The sequence below is a fragment of the Brasilonema octagenarum UFV-OR1 genome, assembly GCF_963888615.1.
GTDB classification, from domain to species: domain Bacteria; phylum Cyanobacteriota; class Cyanobacteriia; order Cyanobacteriales; family Nostocaceae; genus Brasilonema; species Brasilonema sennae.
Genome location: NZ_CAWPKW010000340.1, coordinates 1 through 20,268, shown reverse-complemented (window position 1 = coordinate 20,268; position 20,268 = coordinate 1). Strand labels below are relative to the sequence as shown.

The 20,268-nt window shown below is 41.9% G+C and carries 11 protein-coding genes and 2 pseudogenes; 11 read left to right on the top strand and 2 right to left on the bottom strand.

Annotated features, from left to right (window positions below):
• Positions 1 to 73: 73 nt before the first annotated feature.
• The 6 genes and pseudogenes from AC5590_RS30880 to AC5590_RS30855 all read left to right on the top strand — a co-directional run.
• A pseudogene (locus tag AC5590_RS30880) lies at positions 74 to 292 on the top strand (IS701 family transposase); the annotation flags it as partial.
• 507 nt (positions 293 to 799) lie between these two features.
• Complete coding sequence (locus AC5590_RS30875) at positions 800 to 2,446, top strand: sigma-70 family RNA polymerase sigma factor (RefSeq protein ID WP_169267086.1); 1,647 nt, start codon at positions 800 to 802, stop codon at positions 2,444 to 2,446.
• 31 nt (positions 2,447 to 2,477) lie between these two features.
• Positions 2,478 to 3,761, top strand: a complete 1,284-nt coding sequence (locus AC5590_RS30870; RefSeq protein WP_169267085.1) for a DUF1822 family protein — start codon at positions 2,478 to 2,480, stop codon at positions 3,759 to 3,761.
• 227 nt (positions 3,762 to 3,988) lie between these two features.
• Positions 3,989 to 6,316, top strand: coding sequence for a CHASE2 domain-containing protein (locus tag AC5590_RS30865; protein WP_169267084.1), 2,328 nt, complete (start codon positions 3,989 to 3,991; stop codon positions 6,314 to 6,316).
• A gap of 35 nt (positions 6,317 to 6,351) precedes the next feature.
• A complete protein-coding gene (locus AC5590_RS30860) occupies positions 6,352 to 7,170 on the top strand; it encodes a DUF928 domain-containing protein (RefSeq protein ID WP_169267083.1) in 819 nt (272 codons plus the stop codon).
• A gap of 56 nt (positions 7,171 to 7,226) precedes the next feature.
• Positions 7,227 to 9,443: a two-partner secretion domain-containing protein gene (locus tag AC5590_RS30855; protein WP_169267082.1), complete on the top strand. Its 2,217-nt coding sequence runs from the start codon at positions 7,227 to 7,229 to the stop codon at positions 9,441 to 9,443.
• A 245-nt stretch (positions 9,444 to 9,688) separates the two neighbouring features.
• On the opposite strand, the gene AC5590_RS30850 is transcribed toward AC5590_RS30855, so the two are convergent.
• A protein-coding gene (locus tag AC5590_RS30850; protein ID WP_169267081.1) for an IS630 family transposase occupies positions 9,689 to 10,806 on the bottom strand; the annotation gives its coding sequence in 2 pieces (ribosomal slippage) (positions 9,689 to 10,285 and positions 10,288 to 10,806; 1,116 coding nt in all).
• 164 nt (positions 10,807 to 10,970) lie between these two features.
• On the opposite strand from AC5590_RS30850, the gene AC5590_RS30845 reads away from it, so the two are divergent.
• The 3 genes from AC5590_RS30845 to AC5590_RS30835 all read left to right on the top strand — a co-directional run bounded on the left by AC5590_RS30845 (position 10,971) and on the right by AC5590_RS30835 (position 16,289).
• The gene (locus tag AC5590_RS30845) at positions 10,971 to 12,794 is read left to right on the top strand and encodes an autotransporter outer membrane beta-barrel domain-containing protein (RefSeq protein ID WP_169267080.1); all 1,824 of its coding nucleotides are present in this window, start codon (positions 10,971 to 10,973) and stop codon (positions 12,792 to 12,794) included.
• Between the two features lie 129 nt (positions 12,795 to 12,923).
• On the top strand, positions 12,924 to 13,226 hold the full coding sequence (locus tag AC5590_RS30840; RefSeq protein ID WP_169267079.1) for a DUF928 domain-containing protein: 303 nt from the start codon (positions 12,924 to 12,926) through the stop codon (positions 13,224 to 13,226).
• Between the two features lie 15 nt (positions 13,227 to 13,241).
• Positions 13,242 to 16,289, top strand: coding sequence for a two-partner secretion domain-containing protein (locus AC5590_RS30835; protein ID WP_248277337.1), 3,048 nt, complete (start codon positions 13,242 to 13,244; stop codon positions 16,287 to 16,289).
• A gap of 61 nt (positions 16,290 to 16,350) precedes the next feature.
• Here the strand turns inward: AC5590_RS30835 and AC5590_RS30830 are convergent, their stop codons facing one another.
• The gene (locus tag AC5590_RS30830; protein WP_169267078.1) at positions 16,351 to 19,311 is read right to left on the bottom strand and encodes a CHAT domain-containing protein; all 2,961 of its coding nucleotides are present in this window, start codon (positions 19,309 to 19,311) and stop codon (positions 16,351 to 16,353) included.
• Between the two features lie 315 nt (positions 19,312 to 19,626).
• On the opposite strand from AC5590_RS30830, the pseudogene AC5590_RS30825 reads away from it, so the two are divergent.
• Positions 19,627 to 19,826: pseudogene (locus AC5590_RS30825) on the top strand (transposase); the annotation flags it as partial.
• A gap of 246 nt (positions 19,827 to 20,072) precedes the next feature.
• Positions 20,073 to 20,268, top strand: a 196-nt coding sequence (locus AC5590_RS30820) for a hypothetical protein (RefSeq protein WP_370460818.1), incomplete at its 3' end; no start/stop codon positions are given.

Here is a 20,268-nt window from a genome sequence, read left to right as displayed (position 1 = left end):
CAGGTCTGAAACAATTGTAGGACAACGGTTTCAGCCTTAGCGTACAATTTTCCCGTTTTGGCACGGTGATGCCAGACACTTTATTTTGGTATTCTGTGCCTATACTTTTATTCTTTGGCATCAGATGACAGGCGGCTTAAGGCGCAGGTGGGCAAACAAACCTTTGAACACTTTTACTGAAGCTTTAGAGGCTTTCAGAACAGCCATGTCTTATCGATTTTTCGATTGGCTGACCCTAAATCGTGACCTGTTCGCTTCTTATAAAGCCAGTTTGGGCTATATTTGGGCTTGATTTTTGTTTAAGTCCCAATAGGTGTATTTGGAGTCAAAACTCAGCAAAACTGTTGCCCACTCTGCCAAATTTTTACCCCTTAGGCTGACAGCGTGACAAAGAGTCTGACGTGTTTGAAAGCTAAGTTTCTTCGATTGGTGCTATGGAAGTTAAGCTTAGAAGCTTTCCTTCTAGATCCTTATATAGCTGCAAAAACATTCTTTTTTTAAGTGCAGCTTTAAACCCACAACGCGCATTTTTTATCACTGTTAAGCGTTCCCACATGAGCTGTTCCCTACCCCGTTGGCGCAGCCGCCCTGCAAGGGCTAGGGGTTTTGTAAAATTATAAGCATCCTGACCGATTTCTACTCTCAAGTTTTTATAATGGCTACAAACTGCATAATTACTTTGCTTTGCTCTCTATAAGTTTAGTAAAGCTAAAATCACACAAACCAAGGCAATGTAGTTAATACTTACATATTGTGTACATTCAGTTTGTTGTTTACCACTAGGGAGAAAAAAACCAAGATGCTTAATTTTACCAAATTGGACAGTATCCCTGTACTACCAAAGCGGGATAATAATTTTAATAAATTTTCTACCTGTATTGTGATATACAACCAAAATAATCGATTAACCTTGCAATGGAAACATCAACCTTCTCTGCAACGTAATTTGAAGTTATATGAAGCAAAACATGAAGAGTTTTATAATTTATTCTGCCAGCAGGATAAAGGGATAGATGTAGCACATTTTTGGCGTCAGATAGCACTTAACGAATCACAATTAATAGCAGACTGGGAGCCAGAGAATAAAACACAACTTGCCTATGAACATTTAGCAAGTTACTTTGAGGAAAGATGCTATTGGACTGCTAAAGATTTATCTAAAAACTGTAACGCCAATTCTTGGGAAGAATATTTGTATCTTGCTAGATTGCTAGTTTACAATCCGCTGAAATTAAGGGATATTTTAGTTAAATATAATTCCCAGAATGCGAATTTAGATACATATATAGGTCACGCCTTGACAAATCATATTAAATCCTCAGCAAAGGTAAGTCAATTTTCGCGCTGGCGATTGCTATATAAGAAAAGTGATAAAGAACTAAAAGAAGCACTAGAAGTATTAGGGATTGGAGAACCAAAAATTTCGCAATTTATTTTTGCTAGAAAATATTTTAAACAAGTTTATTTAGTTAACAAAATTAAAAATTCGGCGAGAAGTACAGGTAAAAAATGGATAGATCCAGACCAAGAATATTTTGAACAATCTGCTCAATGTTATAACGCAGAAAAAGTATTACCAACCGCACCTCATGAGGTATCTGCTAACCCTACTAAAGTGACCGCAAAACAAATTCAATATTGGATGGAGATTTGCATTAGAGCCTTAGAAAATTATCCGAAGTCAATTTTACCGAAGTTTTCACTTGATGCTTTGCAGTCTGATAGTATGATAGCTAAATCAGAATCACAGGCTGATGTTGTGAAAGTTGAATGGCAAAGCATATCAGCCATTGAAGAGACAAGTGAAAATCAAGAATATCTCATAAAGAAAGCTAACTCGGTTTTATCTGAGCAACTGCAAGCGATGAAACCAGATTATCAGAAAATTTTACTTCTCTATTATGGTTTCGGACTCAATCAAAAACAGCTAGCGAATAGACTGGGAATTAATCAAAGTACAATTTCTCGTTATCTTGCGAAATCCACAATCCAATTACTGGAAACCTTAGCAAGAATTTCTCAACCTCAACAATGGGTTCAACAGTATGTAGAAAAATGGTTAGAAAGAGAGTACCACGCACCTGTACATTCAGACTTGATTCAAGCAGCTTTGGTGTCAGGTATCAAGAAGTTAACAAGCGAAGAGCGCGAGATTTTACAACTTTATTACGGACAGCGAATGGATGAGGACAAAGTTGCTTCTCATTTAGGTATTCATCTTGATGAAATAACTAGAAGACTTACCAAGGCAAGAAATCAATTGCAATATAAGTTGATGCATGAGATAAATATTTTGATCAAAGAGTATTTAGAAAAATGGTTAAGCAACTACTATAAATCTCTAGTTCAATCAGTTTTAAAAACTGTATCGAAATCTGGGAAGAAAGAAATAGAGCTAGAAGAGAAGATTTCCTTGCTTGAGATATACATTCAGAATAAATACTAGCTAGCTAAGATTGATTAAGAGAGAGGAAAAAATGTTAACTTTATCAGATTTCGTAAATATTGACACTGAGCATATTTGGTTGCAGTTAGAAAGAGACACACAAGAAGAAGCATGGCAGTTTTCTCAGTGTCACTCGAATCCAATTGCTTGTTACAATGCTTATCTCAATCGCGTCTGCTTGAGTCACTTACTGAATTGGTTTCAAGAACGGCTGACAGAAGAATCTACGTTACACGCAGAGGTATTTCCTTGTGAGGAAAGCTTACCTAGTCTTTTAGAAATAGTCAATGGCACAGCAATTAAGGTGGGTGAAATCCGGATAGTGTTAGTACCAACTGAAATTCTAGATATAGAAGAATTGCGTGTACCGCAGGAATGGATAGATATTAACAGTTGGGCGGCTGACTATTACATCTCGGTGCAGGTAAATTTAGATGAAGATGATGATGATTCGAGTATGCGGTTATGTGGGTTTACCACTCATCGTCAATTGAAGAACCAAGGCAGATATAACGAGAGCGATCGCACTTATTCTTTACCCATAGAACAGTTAACTGAAAACTTCACCTTGCTGTTTGCTACACTGGGACTGCATTGGCAAGAACAACTTCCACCTACAGTTACTTTGTCAGCAGTAGAAGCCCAAAACTTATTACAGACATTGAGCGATACATCTGTTTATTCTCCCAGATTGCGTTTTGATGTACCATTTGCTCAGTGGGCGGCACTCATTTCCAACGAACAATGGCGACAACAACTATATAATCAACGTTTAGGTGAAGAGAAAAATACCGTATCTACAGCAGAGACATCCTCACCACTAAATACAGAAGCAGTAAATTCCATTCCTGTAGACTCTCCACTTAAAAATGTGAACCTCAGTCAATGGTTCCAACAGATATTTGCAGCAGGTTGGCAATCTATTGATGAAGTTTTAAATTCACAGCTAGGAAATTTAGCATTTGAGTTCAGAAGTTCTTCCACAGCTAAGAAAACAGGTGTCAATGGAGTTAAACTTATTGATTTAGGGATGCAATTGGGAGGGCAATCTCTAGCACTAATGCTTGCTCTTTCTCAGGAAGCAGATCAAAAAATTGGTATTCTTGTACAAGTTCATCCGACTGGTAATGAGAAATATCTACCGCAAAATCTCAAACTTCTGCTTTTAGAATCAAATAACATTTTACAACAAATTCAATCGAGAAGTCGAGATAGCTACATTCAACTTAATCGTTTTAAAGGTTTAACTGGAACCAGCTTTTCTATCAAGCTGATTCTTAATGATTCCAGCATGATCGAAAATTTCTCTATTTGAAATTATGTCAATTTCGGGTGATTACTTGTAAGAAAATTTCTTAATGTAGGTTGGAGAGGCAGCGCAAATGACAGCTTTCCAACCTACAGATATTATAAGTGTTTAAGCGAATCTGATATTAGCTAATTGGTATTTTAAAGTCATGAGATATTAACAAATAAACACTTTTAATATATATTAAAATGGTCTGTATTCTGTCCAGACTCATAGCTGACTTATAATTAAATATGAGTAAGTTAATTGTTATCAACTTAGAAAAAGGTAACTTAAACGATGGCTTTTCTCCTGTGACTACACAATTGTGGGAAACTAATAACTCTCGCCCAATAAAATTTACAGGTAGTTTACCTCCTGCACCAGAAATTACTGAACTCTATAAACGCTTTCAATTAATATATCAGGCACTTCATCAACGATTACTGCGTTCTGGACTTGAAATAGAATTGACTGGTTTAAATAACGTTAGTGAAGTCGATTTTAGCGAAGTTCAAGAACAGTTATATGAAGCAATCAATTCTTGGTTCAATTCTGATTTATTTCGCCCAATCGACCAAGAATTACGAGGGCGATTGGCTTTAGACGAAGAATTTCAGGTCATTATTGAAGCAAGTGATAGTCTCCTACGACGGCTACCTTGGCATTTGTGGAATTTTATTGAACGTTATCAATTATGTGAAGTAGCCATAAGTACTCCAAAATATGAGCGCGTGAAATCATTACCCAAACTGAAAATAAATCAAGTGAGAATTTTGGCAGTTTTGGGTAATAGTGAAGGAATTGATGTCCAAGAAGATAGAAAAATTCTCGAACAATTGCCCCATGCATCAACGGTGTTTTTAGTAGAGCCTTCACGTCAGGAGTTGGATAGATGGCTTTGGAACGAACAAGGATGGGATATTTTATTTTTTGCAGGACACAGTTATAGCCAAGGTGATAAAGGTAAGATACATATAAATTCAACCAGCAGTTTAACAATAAGCGAGTTCAAATATGCGTTAAAATATGCAATTGCACGCGGTTTAAAAATTGCTATTTTCAATTCATGTAATGGGTTAGAATTAGCAAAAAAGTTAACTGATTTGCACATCTCCCAAATTATTGTTATGCGGGAGGATATACCAGATTTAGTTGCACAAGAATTTGTCAAACATTTTTTGGGAGCTTTTTCTGGTGGTCAATCTTTTTATTTAGCGGTGCGTTACGCACGCTCAAGATTGCAGGGTTTGGAAGATGATTTTCCTGGTGCTTCTTGGTTACCTGTGATTTGTCAAAATCCAGCGGAAGAGACTCTCACTTGGCAAGAATTATGTGGTCAAACTAACACAACTCCTCCCCCTAAATTGACAGTGCGGAATCTACAAACCGCATTGATAGTGAGTGTCATCATAACTGGCTTCATTGTGGGAGTGCGATCACTCGGCTTTATGCAACAATGGGAACTATCAGCTTTCGACTCAATGATGCGGATGCGACCTGACGAAGGTGCGGATGAACGTCTTTTGGTGATTACTGTCACAGAAGCAGATATTCAGGCTCAAAAACAAAGACAAAAATCATCACTATCAGATATTACACTACAAGAACTATTGCAGAAATTGGAACCATACAAACCAAGAGTTATTGGTTTGGATATCTATCGAGATTTTCCGGTAGATTCTCAATATCCAGATTTAGCAACTCGTTTGCGAACAAACAATAGCTTTATTGGTATCTGTCAAGTCAGCGGTAGTAAACAACAAGAAGTTGGGATTTCACCACCACCGGAAATTCCAACGAACCGCATAGGTTTTAGTGATGTTGTGTTTGATAGCGATTTAGTTATCCGTCGCCATCTACTATCTATGACACCAGACCTGGAATCACCTTGCAAGTCTGGCTACTCCTTTAGCTTTCAACTAGCACGACAATATCTATATCTAGATAAACGTCGCATCCAATTTCATATTACTAACGAAGGCTACTTGCAACTTGGCAAAGTCGTTTTTAAACCGATAGATGTCCCCACGGGTGCTTATCAACAATTCGATGCAAAGGGACACCAAATACTGCTCAATTATCGCTCCTCACAACAGATTGCTAAACAAGTCAGTGTCGCACAAGTCCTGAATGGTGAATTAAACCCCAACTTGGTTAAAGATAAGATTGTCCTGATTGGCGTTGACTCACAAAGCGCTAAAGATTATTTTTTCACACCCTATAGTGCGGCGACTACCCCATACCAGGAAATTCCAGGAGTACTGCTGCACGCACATATGGTTAGTCAAATTCTGAGTGCTGTTTTAGACCACGGACCGCTACTATGGGTTTTGCCTGCATGGGGTGAATTTCTGTGGATTGGCGGCTGGTGTTTATTAACAGGAATAGTCGCTGTATACAGTCGGTCACAATTAAAACTTGCAATTTTCATCAGTGCAGAATTACTCACTCTCTACGGTTGGTGTTTTCTCCTCTTGCTGTACGGGGGTTGGATACCCTTCCTTCCCTCTGCACTGGGATTAGTAATCACTGGAATAGGTGTAAAAAAATACGAAAGTTTATTCACAAAAAACAATTAACAAAAAAATAACTGTAAACGATTGAGAATTGAATTATGACTACAAGTAGCTTTCTTTCACCACAAACTGCATTATTGTTGAGTACCACCTTTCTACTAGTTAGTTTCACGCAATTAGCAGCACAATCTCAGCAATTAAATACCCCAAGAATACGTTTTGTTCAGCCAACCTTAGAAAAGCAACCAGAAAATCGGGGTGCACCGAGAGACAGAAAAGGTGCAGGAACTCGCGGTGATTGTCCAGTTGCGAACAAACCTCTCACAGCCTTGGTTCCTTTGATGTCAAAAACCGCAAATCAGAAGCAAGTCACAACAGGCACAGCCAACACACAATATGTTTTAAGCTTAACTACATCTGAACATCCAACTTTTTGGTTTTACGTTCCCTATGTACCCAAGAATATAAACTCAGTAAAATTTGTCTTGCTGGATGAAAAAAATAACTCTGTCACCAAACAACCAATTCCGATTACTCTATCCAACACGCCCGGAGTCATTAGCGTTAACCTTCCCACAACAGAGATACCGCTCAAAATTGGACAATATTATCACTGGTACTTTTTGATTGATTGTAACCCTCAAAGTCGGTCAGATGACATCGCAGTTGAGGGATTAGTGCAACGCATCGCCCCGAAAGATGAGTTAATACGTCGCCAAAAGACAGCAACACCACGTCAACAAGTTGCCCTTTATGCTCAAGCAGGGATATGGCAAGATGCTGTAACGACTTTAGGAGAACTTAGGCGTGCTAAACCCCAAGATGCAACGTTGAAGGCTGATTGGAAAGATTTGTTGGAGTCTGTGGGATTAGAAGATATAGCTACGGAGGCGATCGCACCTTGTTGTACTCCTTAACATGGGCATACGGCATTGGACTGCGAAAACTTTTTCTACTTATTTAGAGGGATGTAATGTTGGGCAAAAATGTACGTTTGGGGTGTTTCAAAGGGCTAGGAATTGCGCTCGCTTACCCGCGTTGCGCTTCGTTGCTCGCGCTTGTCCTAACAAGTCAGTTCGTTGGTGCAATAATACTCTGTGCTAATTGCGCTATTGCCCAAATCACGCCGGATAGCACTCTCCCGAATAATTCTAATGTGAAATTAGAGGGCAATACTAGAATTATCGAGGGTGGAACCACAAGAGGCGCTAATCTGTTCCACTCTTTCCAAGAGTTCTCTGTACCCACTGGCTTTACAGCTTTTTTTAACAATTCTCAAAATATTCAGAATATTTTAACGCGAGTTACGGGTGGAGCGATTTCTAATATTGATGGTTTAATTCGTGCTAATGGTTCAGCAAACCTGTTTCTACTCAATCCCAATGGAATTGTATTTGGTCCCAATGCCCGGTTAGATATTGGCGGCTCATTTCTGGCGACGACTGCAAGTAGTTTGAAATTTCCTGATAACAGCACTTTCAGCGCCACCAATCCAGACGCACCGCCATTGCTGACGGTAAATATTACACCAGGGTTGCAGTATGGACCATCCAAACCACAAGCAACTATTACAAGTACTGGAAATTTAGCATCAAAGCAAGACCTGACTCTCGTGGCTGATAAACTTGAGTTGTCAGGTCAGCTATTTTCCGGAAGAAATCTCAGTATTGGTAGTGTATCTGGTTTAGCAAATATTAGCTCTCAGAACACTCCTGTTATCAGCGCAGTAGGTGATGTAGATATTGCAGCAAATTATACAGGCGCATCGCTTTACGTTGAATCTCAAGGGAATATTCGCTTTGGCGGCGATATCAATATCATTAAACCGGGTACAACTGAGTTGCTTCCCAAAACAGATACTGAGACTTTAAGCAAAACTTCAGCGCTAATTTTGCGTTCCGGACAAAGTACTTTGGCTCAAGTCGGTGTCAATTCTGAAAATGCACTAGCCTCTGGTAACTCAAATGTGCCACAGGGAATTACGCTGAAAAATGTTGTCCTACAACCGTTTAACGGGATCGGGGGGATAGTTAGCTCTCAAGCCGAGTCGGGGAATATCAAAACTCAACTTATCAGCATCAATGGAACACAAAACAATGATGCTATAACCGAATCCGATGGAGGTACTATTGACTTGAAAGCTATTAACGGCAATATTGACATCCAAAATTTGTACTCTTTCTCGCGTGGTAATAACACAGCAGGTTCTGGAGGCGCGATTCGCTTAGAAGCTAATGGTAGCGTAACTACAGGAAATTTGAACTCTTCTTCGTACTCTGAACAAGGTATCGCCAAAAATGGGGGTAAGATTCAGCTAACTGCTGGCTTGGGAGACATTACAACTGGCTCTTTGGCATCTAACTCAAGCTCTAACGACGTAGGTACAGGTGGTAATGGTGGGGACATTACCATAAATGCCGTTCGTGGCAACATTGCCACTACTGGCGATTTGCTCTCTTACTCCAAGAACAACGCCAACTCAAGTTCTGCGGGCACAGGGGGAGCGATAACACTATTGGCTGGTGGTAATATTGATACACAAAAATTAGAATCCTACTCCTCATCCTACTCAGACTTAGGTTCTATAAGTAGAGGGGGAGCGATAACACTGGTAGCTGGTGGTAATATTGATGCAAGACAAGACCTGAACTCCTACTCCTTCCGCCGCTCAGGTATGGCAGATCATCCAGGGGGAGCGATAACACTCAGTGCAGGTGGTAATATTAATACAGTAAACTTGAACTCCTCTTCTAGTGCTGGTCAGTCAGGTATAGCGGGTACAGGGGGAGCGATCGCACTGAGTGCGGGTGGTTATATTATTACACAAAATCTGGACTCCTCCTCCAACTCCAACTTTACTGTTTCAACTAAAACAGGGGGAGCGATAACACTGAGTGCGGGTGGTTATATTAATACACAAAATCTGGACTCCTCCTCCAACGGCAGAGACAAAGAAGGTACAGGGGGAGCGATAACACTCAGTGCAGGTGGTTATATTAATACAGGAGATCTGTACTCCAACTCCAACGCCTCCTCAGGTATAGGGGGAGCGATAACACTCAAAGCAGGTGGTAATATTAATACACAACATCTGTACTCCTACTCCCTTTCAACAGGAAGTACTGGGGGAACGATAACATTGAGCGCCACAGATACCATTACTCCCTTCCCGCTAGAAGATTACCTATAATGTAGGATAAAGTCATACAGAATGTATACTGGGAGACAAGAGTGGAGAAATTAAGGAGAAGAGGAAAATTTGAGCTATGCGATCGCCCTAAGGAGCGCTTGGGTTAGAGCAATGCAAACTCCGTTTGCAGTCTTCCTGGGGGCGAGCGCCAACTGAATTGAGATTGGCGGTGAAGCACTATACTACAAATCTTAACAGAATATACACGTCAAAATTTTAACAATTACATTTAGACAGTCAGAAGATTACCTAACTAAGCTGTAAATGTGTTCTAGAGTGTTTTGGATTTGTTCAGGAGTTTGCACATGGTTAAGTAATAATAAATTTTCTAGTTTTTCTCGGACTTTCTGTAAAGTGATATCTAAAGGTTGGTGATGTAATACCATCAATCTTAAAAGATGAATAATGTATTCAGCGAGATTGAAATTCGGCGAGTAAGGTGGAGTATCAATGAACTCAACTTCAATCTTATCTTGAATCAAAAGTTCTGATAAATGCACTTTTAACTGAGAACGCATTTTTTGTTTGTGAGTTGAATTATTATCTAAAATAACAGTTAACTTTGTCACCCCCTGTTTCACGCCATCTAAGCAGAATTCGGCGAAGTAACCAGATACATCTTCTGTTTTGGAGTGTTCTTTTAATCTTAAATATTCTTCTCCTGTAACAGCATCTATACAAATCATTCCATTCAGTTTTTGACGCTGGCTACGTTCATTACTAGGTACTTGAGGACGAGTATTCTTCTGTGCCCAAGCGTAAAATATACTGGGACGAGCGTAAACTGCAAATTCGTCAAAAAATACAACTTTCTCCGTCTTTTCCCGATTTATTAATTTTTTTTTAGAGTGGACACAAATCCAGCTTGTTTGTCTGGATCGGCATTAGCATAGTCTCTATGCGCTTTTTGATGTGACATATGTAATTCATCTAAAATTTCATAGATACGGCTATCCTTTAGTTCAACTCCCCATCTTTGTTTAATCACATGACAAATAATTTTTCCCGTCCATATATTTCTATCTACGCCATAATCTATAGGTTTTTGTTCTAGAAGCATTTTCTTTAACTCTTGCTGTTGGTCATAATTTAGTCTACATGGTACAGAGTGTCTAATTGTTTGTGTCAATTCCACCAGCCCACCTATCAGAAACTTATCTATCCAAGTTGTTAGGGTTTTATAAGTACATCCAAGTAATTTTGACACCTCCTTTCTCGTTTTTCCCTCATACAAATATTTTATTGCCACTAATCTTTGACGCAGATATTCTTGTTGGTGTTTGTAGTACAGTTTTTGCCACAAATCCCAGTCCAGTTGGCGATCGCATAGCTCAAACTTTCGCCTTCTCCTTAATTTCTCCACTTTTCTCTCCCTGTCACCGCCATGTCTGACCTTATACTACATTCTAGATAATCTTCTAGCGGGAAGGGAGTAATCTAACATCAATTAACTCTTCTGGAGGAAAAGGTTCAGGAAACATCACTATCAAGAGCAATGCTCCTTTTGTTTTCAATAATGGTGCAATATTGAGCGATACATTTGGTTCTGGCAAAGCGGGAGATATTCAAATCAGCGCTCCTTTAATTTCCCTCACTAACGGTGCACAACTATCCGCTTCCGCTCACAGCACAGGAGCAGGCGGAAACATCACTTTAATGGCTTCTGATACAGTAGAACTGAGTGGTGGAACAACCACCATACCTCAAGGTATTAATCCTATTCAATTTATTGTTCCACAAAATTTTGGTAACATTATTGGACTTCCACTAGGTACATACTTTGGCGGTTATATTCCAAATGGAACTACTGACAAACCTCCCTCTGGAACTGTATTTCCTTCAGGTGTGTTTTCCCAAACAACCGTTGGTTCTACTGGCAGCGCAGGTAACTTGAAAATAGAAACCGGAAGGCTGATGATTAATAATGGCGCAGCGGTCGCCACAACTACCTTTGGACAAAATAGTAAAGCAGGTGATATTTCAATCAAAGCTAGTGACTCGATAACAATTAACAATGGCTCAATATTAAGCGGGGTGGCTCCAGGAGCAATTGGTAACAGTGGTAGAGTTGAACTGAGCACCCCTAGAGTTTCCATAACCAAATCTGGAATTGTACAAACCCAGACTTTAGGAGATGGATTTGCAGGAGAGATTAAGGTGAATGCTGATACAGTCAGCATTTCTAATCAGGGAAGCGCTTTACGCTCTGCTAGTGGTGGTAGTAATGAACTATTACCAGGAACATCCAGTAGTAGTCAAATTGGACGGGGTGGTAATATCAGCGTTACAGCTAACAACCTACGGGTAACTGATGGAGCTGTTTTAGACGCCACAACTGTAACTAACTCAACAGGAGGCGATATCACAGTCAGCGCTAATACTTTGAGTGTTGAAGATGGGAAGATTCTTACCTCCACCTCTGGCGCTGGAAACGCTGGGAGTTTAACTTTTCAACCTCTTGGTGATGGGCAAACTTTAACGGTGAATTTCCAAAAACAAGCGCAAATATCCGCATCCACAAGTAGTAGCGGTAAAGGTGGAACCTTAAGAATAACTGCTCCTAAATCTATTACCCTCACTGGCGATGGCTCAATTATATCCGCTGAAACTACAGGCGCTGGCAATGGCGGAGACTTAACTTTGAGTACAGGAAAGTTAGTAGCACGGGATGGGGCACAAGTTACAGTCAGCAGCGCAAATTCCGGGAAAGCTGGCAACTTGACTGTAGATGCTAACTCTATCTTGTTGGACAACCGCGCTAAAATCAACGCCGATACTACTGGAGGTGGGGGAAATATCTTTCTCAATTCACCTTTGTTATTACTACGTCGTGGCAGTAGTATCACCACCAACGCCAGTGGAAGCAATATCTCTGGCGGTAACATAACTATCGATGCTAAAAATGGTTTCATCATCGCTGTTCCCAAAGAAAATAGCGATATTCGTGCTGATTCCGCTAACTTCCGTGGCGGGAATGTCACCATAAAAAATACTGCTGGTATCTTTGGTATCCAGCCCAGGAAAGAACCTTCCCCACAAAGTGATATTACTGCCAAAGGGGCAACTCCTGACTTAAGTGGCACACTGCAAATCAACACACCTGATGTTGATCCCAGTAAGGGATTAGTTCCTTTAAAAGTAGATGTGGTGGATGTCGCCCGTTTAGTAGACGAAAATGTCTGCGCGAGAACTGCTAAAAGTAGCTTCACTTATACCGGACGTGGTGGTTTACCTCCTTCTCCCAACAACACACTCAACAGCGATGCCGTGTGGGAAGATTGGCGACTCACTGCTGTACCAAGGGGGAGAGAGGGAGAGAGGGAGAGAGGGAGAAAAATTACAAAATCCTAATTTTGTCAATACATCTGCAGGTGAAATTGTCGAAGCTCAAGGCTGGGTAGTGGATGCCAATGGGGATATCATACTTGTCGCTCATGTGCCTGCGGTAACACCTCACAAAGTAGGGAGTTCATCATTGGGATGTCAGCCGCCAATTGCCAAGTGATAGGCACGGGGCATAAGGCAATCGCAGTTGAGGGGTTAGTGCAACGTATCGCCCTGAAAAATGACTTAACACGCCGCTTACAAACAGCAACACTGCGCCAACGAGTCGCCCTTTATGCTCAAGCAGGCATATGGCAAGATGCTGTAACAACTTTAGGAGAACTTAGGCGTGCTAAACTCCGAGATACAACGTTGGCAGCTGATTGGAAAAACTTGTTGGAGTCTGTGGGATTAGAAGATATTGCTACCGAAGCGATCGCCTCTTGTTGTACTCTTTAAGATGAGCATACGGCATTGGACATCGGGTGTGGTCAAAAACAGTTGGTGGACATAGGTCAACTTCACCGCGTCTCCCATTCTCCGCGTCACCGCGTCAGTCTCAACCAACCACTTATGACCACACCCCAGAAAATGTGGTTGAATCAAAAAAGAGTGCAATTGCAAAACATTCCTGGGGGGTGTCGCTTGTTAAGGATAAATGCTCTTGTGTGCAAGTTCTTCTTAAGGTTAGGAATTGCTCCTTGGTGTGCGCTTAGCGTAGCCGTGTTGCTCCCACTCGTATTCTCTGCAGATTCTACTATTGCTCAAGAACTTAAACCCGTAGCTGATAGGACTCTAGGAGCAGAAAGTTCTGTAGTTACACCAACAAGCCCACAAGCTGACAGAATTGATGGTGGAGCAATTCGCGGCGCTAACCTGTTTCACAGTTTTTCACAATTTAATATCGGTGAAGGACGAGAAGCGTATTTTGCTAACCCAAGTGGAATTGAGAATATTCTGAGTCGGGTGACGGGGAGTGAGGCATCTAGGATTTTTGGGAAACTTGGTGTTTTGGGTAATGCTAATCTGTTTTTGATTAATCCGAATGGGATTATTTTTGGACGAAATGCCAGTTTGGATGTTAGGGGTTCGTTTGTTGGGACGACAGCTAATGCAATAGAGTTTGGTAATCAAGGTTTTTTCAGCGCAACGAATCCGAATACTCCTCCACTGTTGACGGTTAATCCTTCAGCTTTTTTCTTTAATCAAATTGCTGCAGCACCAATTCAAAATAACTCAATTGCACCCACCCAAACAGATCCAGCAGGCTTAAACGCTAGTGGTTTACGAGTACCAGATGGTAAGAGCTTATTGCTGGTGGGTGGTAATGTCAGCATGGATGGGGGACAATTAAATGCTAATGGTGGACGAGTTGAGTTAGGAGGATTGGCGGAAGCTGGTACTGTAGCGCTAGGTGTAAATGGCGATAATCTTAGCTTGAGATTTCCTGAGAATGTTGCACGAGCAGATGTATCCCTTACCAATCAAGCAGGTATATATGTAGAAGGGGCTGGTGGCGGTAATATTGCAGTCAATGCCAGGAATTTAGAGATATTGGGAGGAAGTGTCCTAAGTGCTGGTATTGGGCAAGGTTTGGGGACACCGGAAACTGTTGCAGGAGATATTACGCTGAATGCTACTGGAGAAATCAAAGTTGCTGGCACTGGGAGCATAGTTAGCAATCAAGTGCGTTTGGGGTCAAAAGGCAATGGGGGTAACATTGCTATCGATTCTGGTTCATTCTCGTTACAAGATCGCGCTCAACTTAATGCCTCAACGTATGGACAAGGCAATGCGGGGAATGTGACAGTGCGGGCATTTGATACTGTTTCTCTTGCTGGTAATGCTACCATCCTCAGCACGGTGGCAGCAGGAGGTGTAGGTAAAGGTGGCAATATCAACATCAATGCTGCAACACTATCACTGACTGATGGCGCTCAACTGCAAACCCTTACTGATAGTGCATCTAATACCCAGCCAGCAGGACGGGGAAATGCGGGGAATGTCAATGTAAAAGTTACTGGCGCTGTTGATATTGCCGGGAGAAAAAACGATTATTTTAGTGGTATTGTAAGTGGGGTGGAAACCGGGACAATAGGCAATGGGGGTAATATTACTATCAATTCTGGTTCCTTCTCGTTACGAGATGGCGCTCAACTTTCTACTTCAACCAGTGGACAAGGGGATGCGGGAAATGTGACAGTGAGTGCACTCGATGCTGTTTCCCTTGTTCGTACTTCCATCCTCAGCACAGTGGAAGCAGGAGGTGTAGGTAAGGGTGGCAATATCGATATCAAGGCGGCAACACTATCACTCATTGATGGCACTCAACTGCAAACCCTGACTCGTGAAGCATCTGCTACCCAACCAGCAGGACGAGGGGATGCGGGGAATGTCAATGTGAAAGTTACTGGCGCTGTTGATATTGCTGGGGAGAAAAACGGTTTTATTAGTGTGATTAGCAGTCAGGTGCAAACGGGGACAGTAGGCAATGGGGGTAATATTACTATCGATTCTAGTTCTTTCTCATTACGAGATGGCGCTCAACTGACAGCTCAAACTCTCGGACAAGGGAATGCAGGCACAATTAAAGTTAATGCTACTGATTTTGTCAACATTTCTAGTAACAGTTCAAACGGTAACAGGGGCTTGTTCGTTAGTTCCCAAAGTCCAACGGGTACTGCTGGAGATATTATCGTCACCTCACCTAGAGTTACCCTAGACAACAGTGGCACACTTAATGCTGAATCTACATCGGGTAACGGTGGCAATATCAACCTCAATGTGCGCGATTTACTCCTTCTGCGTCGTGGCGCTCAAATTTCTACCACCGCAGGCAATCAACAAAATGGTGGAGATGGCGGTAACATCACTATCAATGCCCCGAATGGCTTCATTGTTGCTCCTCCCAAAGAAAACAGCGACATTACTGCGAATGCCTTTACAGGCAGAGGTGGTCAAGTTCAAATTAATGCTCAAAGTATCTTCGGAATTCAGCCTCGCTCCCAGTTGACACCGCAAAACGACATTACAGCCAGTTCTGAACTTGGAATTAGTGGTACGGTGCAAATCAACACCCCGGATATAGACCCCACTAAAGGATTAGTTCCCTTAACAGTAGATGTGGTAGATGTTGCCCGTTTAGTAGACGAAAATGTCTGCGCGAGAACTGCTAAAAGTAGCTTCACTTATACCGGACGTGGTGGTTTACCTCCTTCTCCTAACAACACACTCAACAGCGATGCAGTATGGGAAGATTGGCGACTCACTGCTGTACCAAGGGGGAACTCGGGGTCCCCTCTGGGGATAAGGGGGCAAGAGGGAGAGAGGGAGAGAGGGAGAGAGGGAGAAAAATTACAAAATCCTAATTTGGTCAATACACCTACGGGTGAAATTGTCGAAGCTCAAGGCTGGGTAGTGAATGCGAATGGGGATGTCATACTTGTCGCTGATGTGCCTGCGGTAACGCCTCACAAAGTAGGGAGTCCATCATTGGGATGTCAGCCGCCAATTGCCAAGTGATAGGCACGGGACATAAGGCAATCGTGATTGCCCAGTTGGGAACAAACCTCTCACGGTTGAGCTAAAGCCAATTCCCCACTAAAACATAAGGTGCCCAATAAAATGGATGTCCTTTATCCTGCAAAACGAACACTTGGGCGCGACGTAAAGCTTCTGCTTTAGTTATCTTCGGATCTCGCGTTAACTGTCGGTAGAATTTACTCATGAGAATAGAGGTAGAATTATCATCTACTTGCCACAACGAAGCCAGGGTACTACGTGCGCCGGAACGCACAGCAAATCCAGCGAGTCCTAAAGCAGCTCGCTTATCTCCAGTAGCTGTCTCACAAGCACTGAGGACAAGTAATTCGATAGGAGGAGGTACGCGAGATGAACGCCCTACCACTTGTTCTCTTGTTTGCAGTACCTCACCCAATTCCTTAATCTTAATCTTGCCATCCCAAGCTAGAATAAATGTCTCTTCCTGCTGGGAACTGAATTTGCCGTGGGTTGCGAGGTGAACGATTCTGTAAGAAGCAGAATCAACTTGCTTTTCAACACTTTTCTGAGTAAAATCTTCGTTGAGAAGTTGTTTCGAGGGAATAACTGCTGCAATTTGCTTCAATTCAGTGGCGACGTTGGGTAAAGGACTCAAATTGAGGCGAGATTCTGTCAGTCCAGCTGTTAAAGCCTCAAATCGTTCCCGTTTTGATTTGTCTGCTAGCAGTTGCAAACCAGGTGATAAGACAATGCTGTACTTTTCTATAAGATACTGGTTGCCATCATAAAGTGCAGCCATTGGAATATTTCGCAACGAACCATCCAACACAAAGACGAGATTTTTGACGTTGCTTTGCTCCAAATCTGCAATCGCAGGTTTGATAATCCATTTATACACTTCTTTGGATAGCTCTTCGCGATCGCGAAATGTATAGCGTTGTTCTAGTTTTTGTCGCAGTGCTTCTAAGGTGCTTTCTACTTCGGCTTTGGGTTTGTCAGTTGTGTAGTGCCGAAGTTCTTTTCTCTGGGGTAATTTGACAATTGTTTCGATACTGTCTGTTAAAATAATCGAGTAAAAAACTGCTGTAGCAGGATTAGCATTATCCACTACCTCGTCAATCTGCTTTGGTTTGACGGTAATACAAGCATCTCGAAAAAAGTTGTCTAATTCCGCCAATTGTAAAGTTTCAATCGCATCACGAGCTTGTTTTAAGTTTTTCTGGCTGACTTCTCCTTTGATTCCTGCTTTCTCGGAGGAGATTTGTGAAGGTTGTAAAAGTAATGCAACTAGCTGGCGATAAACAGGTTCTACTTCATCCCGAAAGTCAAATTGAACGTCGGGATTGAGAGCTACCAAGTCACTACGTATAGATTTCAGAGTTTCTACTGCTGTGGTGTAAGCTACAGTTGCAGCTTTTCTATCTCCCTGAACCAACAGTAAGCGTCCCAGTTGCCATTCCCACTGATAGGCAATATCAGGAGCATTAATTATTTGAGCAAGGTTTAAGGCTGATTCAGTATATCGCTGTGCTTGCGACCATTGTTTTTCCATCTCGTAAAATTGACCCAGATAACCTAAACTATAAGACTCAGCACGTGTATCTTTTAGGTCTTTAGCTTGTTGCACAGCCGTGTTTAATAAATGGATAATTTCTTGGGAATTTTGGATCTTAGTTGCGCGATTTTGAATTGGGGAATTGGAAATTTCTCTTGTTGTCCTCTTGTCCTCCCCCCACTCTCCCCCTCCTTGTGTCAGACAAACTAAACTCTGGGCAAAGTTCACCTTGGCATAGACTGCGCCTCGACTGGGAGTTAAATTTAAGAGCGAAGATTGGATTGCTCGCAAATCTTCATCCGTTGGTTGCTTTTGAAGATACTGTAATACCTTCAAGCGATTGAGTTGTGCTTGTACGGCAGTCAGTGTTAAAGTTGACTTATTCGCACTTTTATGGTATAATTCAGTAGCTTTTCTGTAGTAAGACTCAGCATTATTTGTTTGCGCGATACGCTTCGCGTCAAGCCTCTGGCTTATTGCAAAGCGATGCTCCTTCTGGGATCTGTCCCTTGGGCGATCGCTCTCTTGCATTGTACCTTGTGCGCAGTGCGACGGTAGAAAGTTATCCTCAGAGTTGATAGTATCTTTGAGTAGATTTCTGTTGCCCAAGGCAAAGGCGGCATTGCCTAAACTAAGTAAAATAGAACTTTCTTCTTGTGATGCTGGCAACTGTTGCGCCAATGCCAAACTTTGCTCCAACACCTTCTGAGACTCATCTATATTCCCACTTGCTAGCAGTACATTGCCGTAACTTCGCAATCCAGAAATTTTCAGGAGGGAGTTTGGTGTAGAATCCAGATTTTTTTTTACCTGCTCGAATATTCTCATCGTCCGCCGGTAAAGCCCCAAGGATTGGAAGGCTGTAGCTTGGTTAATTAAAGTACCAGTCTTCCCCGCAGTATCACCAATTTCGGCATAAATATTAGCAGCCTTTTGCCATGATTCCAATGCATTTTCAGCTTGCCCCAACGCTAATTGCAAACTGCCTTGAGTGTTAAGAACTAGGGCGAGAATGTGTTTCATGTCACTTGTATTCAATTTTAATTGGTTTAATAAATTGAGGCTGGTTGTTATAGCAACATTTGCTTGGTTCCACCGTCCCAATTTTTGCTCAGTCAAAGAAAGATAATTTAACGCCAAAGCTTGATTGAAGGCATCTTTTTGGAACTCATAAACCCGTGCAGACTGCTGGAAACTTTGCGCCGCCTCAGCAAATTGTCCTGCTTGGTATAAAGTCTTTCCTTGTTGCATCAGTTGTTCTGTGTTTGAGGGCGCTTTGACTTGTTCACTAGTAGAAGATACTGAAGCAGAAGCATAAAATAACCCCCCTACAGGGGGGGAGGGTTTCTGGGCAAGAAGTCTGGAATTAGATGGTAATAGAGAAACACTACTACTGAAAATCAGCCCTAGCACAACTAACAGGATCATTCGCAACCTGAGAAATACAGGCTTTTTTCTACCTATGTTCCAAAAACTAGGTTTCGCCATCTCAAACTTGCTCCTTAGGGACTTCTAAAGAATAAATTATCTAAGAAAAAGCAAAGAAGCGATAGTAAATAGCGGGACTTAAACATTTTTGAGTGAAAAATAAGCCTCAAACCCATGCAGGGTAAGGGAAATACACCAAATGCTCAAAAATGGCGCAAACCCAAATATATCAACAAACCAGGCAAAACGATGTCAAAGTCTTTCCGTATAAAGATTTTAGCCTTTTTTATGGGTGTTTTTTGTCTAAGTCCCGATAGTAAATAACTGGACTTTAGACTAAAAAGCACAAAATGACTCAGGGAAGCTGAGTTGAGAAGAAGCAAAAATAGTCGAATTCTTAGAGAGAGATATAAGTCTGAAATAGATAAATTTTACTGGGGTAAAGCAAAACTGTGGCACGACTCAAAGTGCATTGTTTCTTGTGGAGAGCACCTTTGAAAATCGTAAAACGATATATTCAAGAACAATCTGGCGGGAGGTTGTCAAGCAAGGGGGCGTCGAACCCCCTTGCTTGACCTGGCGTGATGCACCCCACCCCAGTGGTTGCGGAAATTTCGCGCCCACTGCGTTAAATCATTACTATGCACTACTAGCCCTATGTTTATCGTCTAGTTGTTTGGCGCGATCTGCCGCAACGCCGCGCTGTCGCTTGTGCCAGTTGCGTAAGTCCTGTCCAGTTACATTGGACAGTACCAAAATTCAGTACTCCAGAGCAATGCGTTAGCGTAGCGTGCCCGAAGGGCATACACTGGAGTGATTTAATGCCGTTAATGACTTGGGAGTTATGGTTAGCTCGTGATATCGTTGCTGATAATCAGCTCCCCTGGCAGAAGTCTATGGATAAATTGACCCCTGGACGAGTGGCTCAAGCTATGGGTGGAGTTTTAGCGGTGAGCAGCGCGTTGCGGAGCCAGTACTTGATGAGGGTTTCCCGACAGAGGTATCTGGTGAGACCAG

Coding starts and splice junctions, on each gene's coding strand:
- AC5590_RS30865 (WP_169267084.1), top strand. CDS start 3,989: ATGAGTAAGTTAATTGTTATCAACTTAGAAAAAGGTAACTTAAACGAT.
- AC5590_RS30870 (WP_169267085.1), top strand. CDS start 2,478: ATGTTAACTTTATCAGATTTCGTAAATATTGACACTGAGCATATTTGG.
- AC5590_RS30860 (WP_169267083.1), top strand. CDS start 6,352: ATGACTACAAGTAGCTTTCTTTCACCACAAACTGCATTATTGTTGAGT.
- AC5590_RS30840 (WP_169267079.1), top strand. CDS start 12,924: ATGTCAGCCGCCAATTGCCAAGTGATAGGCACGGGGCATAAGGCAATC.
- AC5590_RS30875 (WP_169267086.1), top strand. CDS start 800: ATGCTTAATTTTACCAAATTGGACAGTATCCCTGTACTACCAAAGCGG.
- AC5590_RS30855 (WP_169267082.1), top strand. CDS start 7,227: ATGTTGGGCAAAAATGTACGTTTGGGGTGTTTCAAAGGGCTAGGAATT.
- AC5590_RS30830 (WP_169267078.1), bottom strand. CDS start 19,311: ATGGCGAAACCTAGTTTTTGGAACATAGGTAGAAAAAAGCCTGTATTT.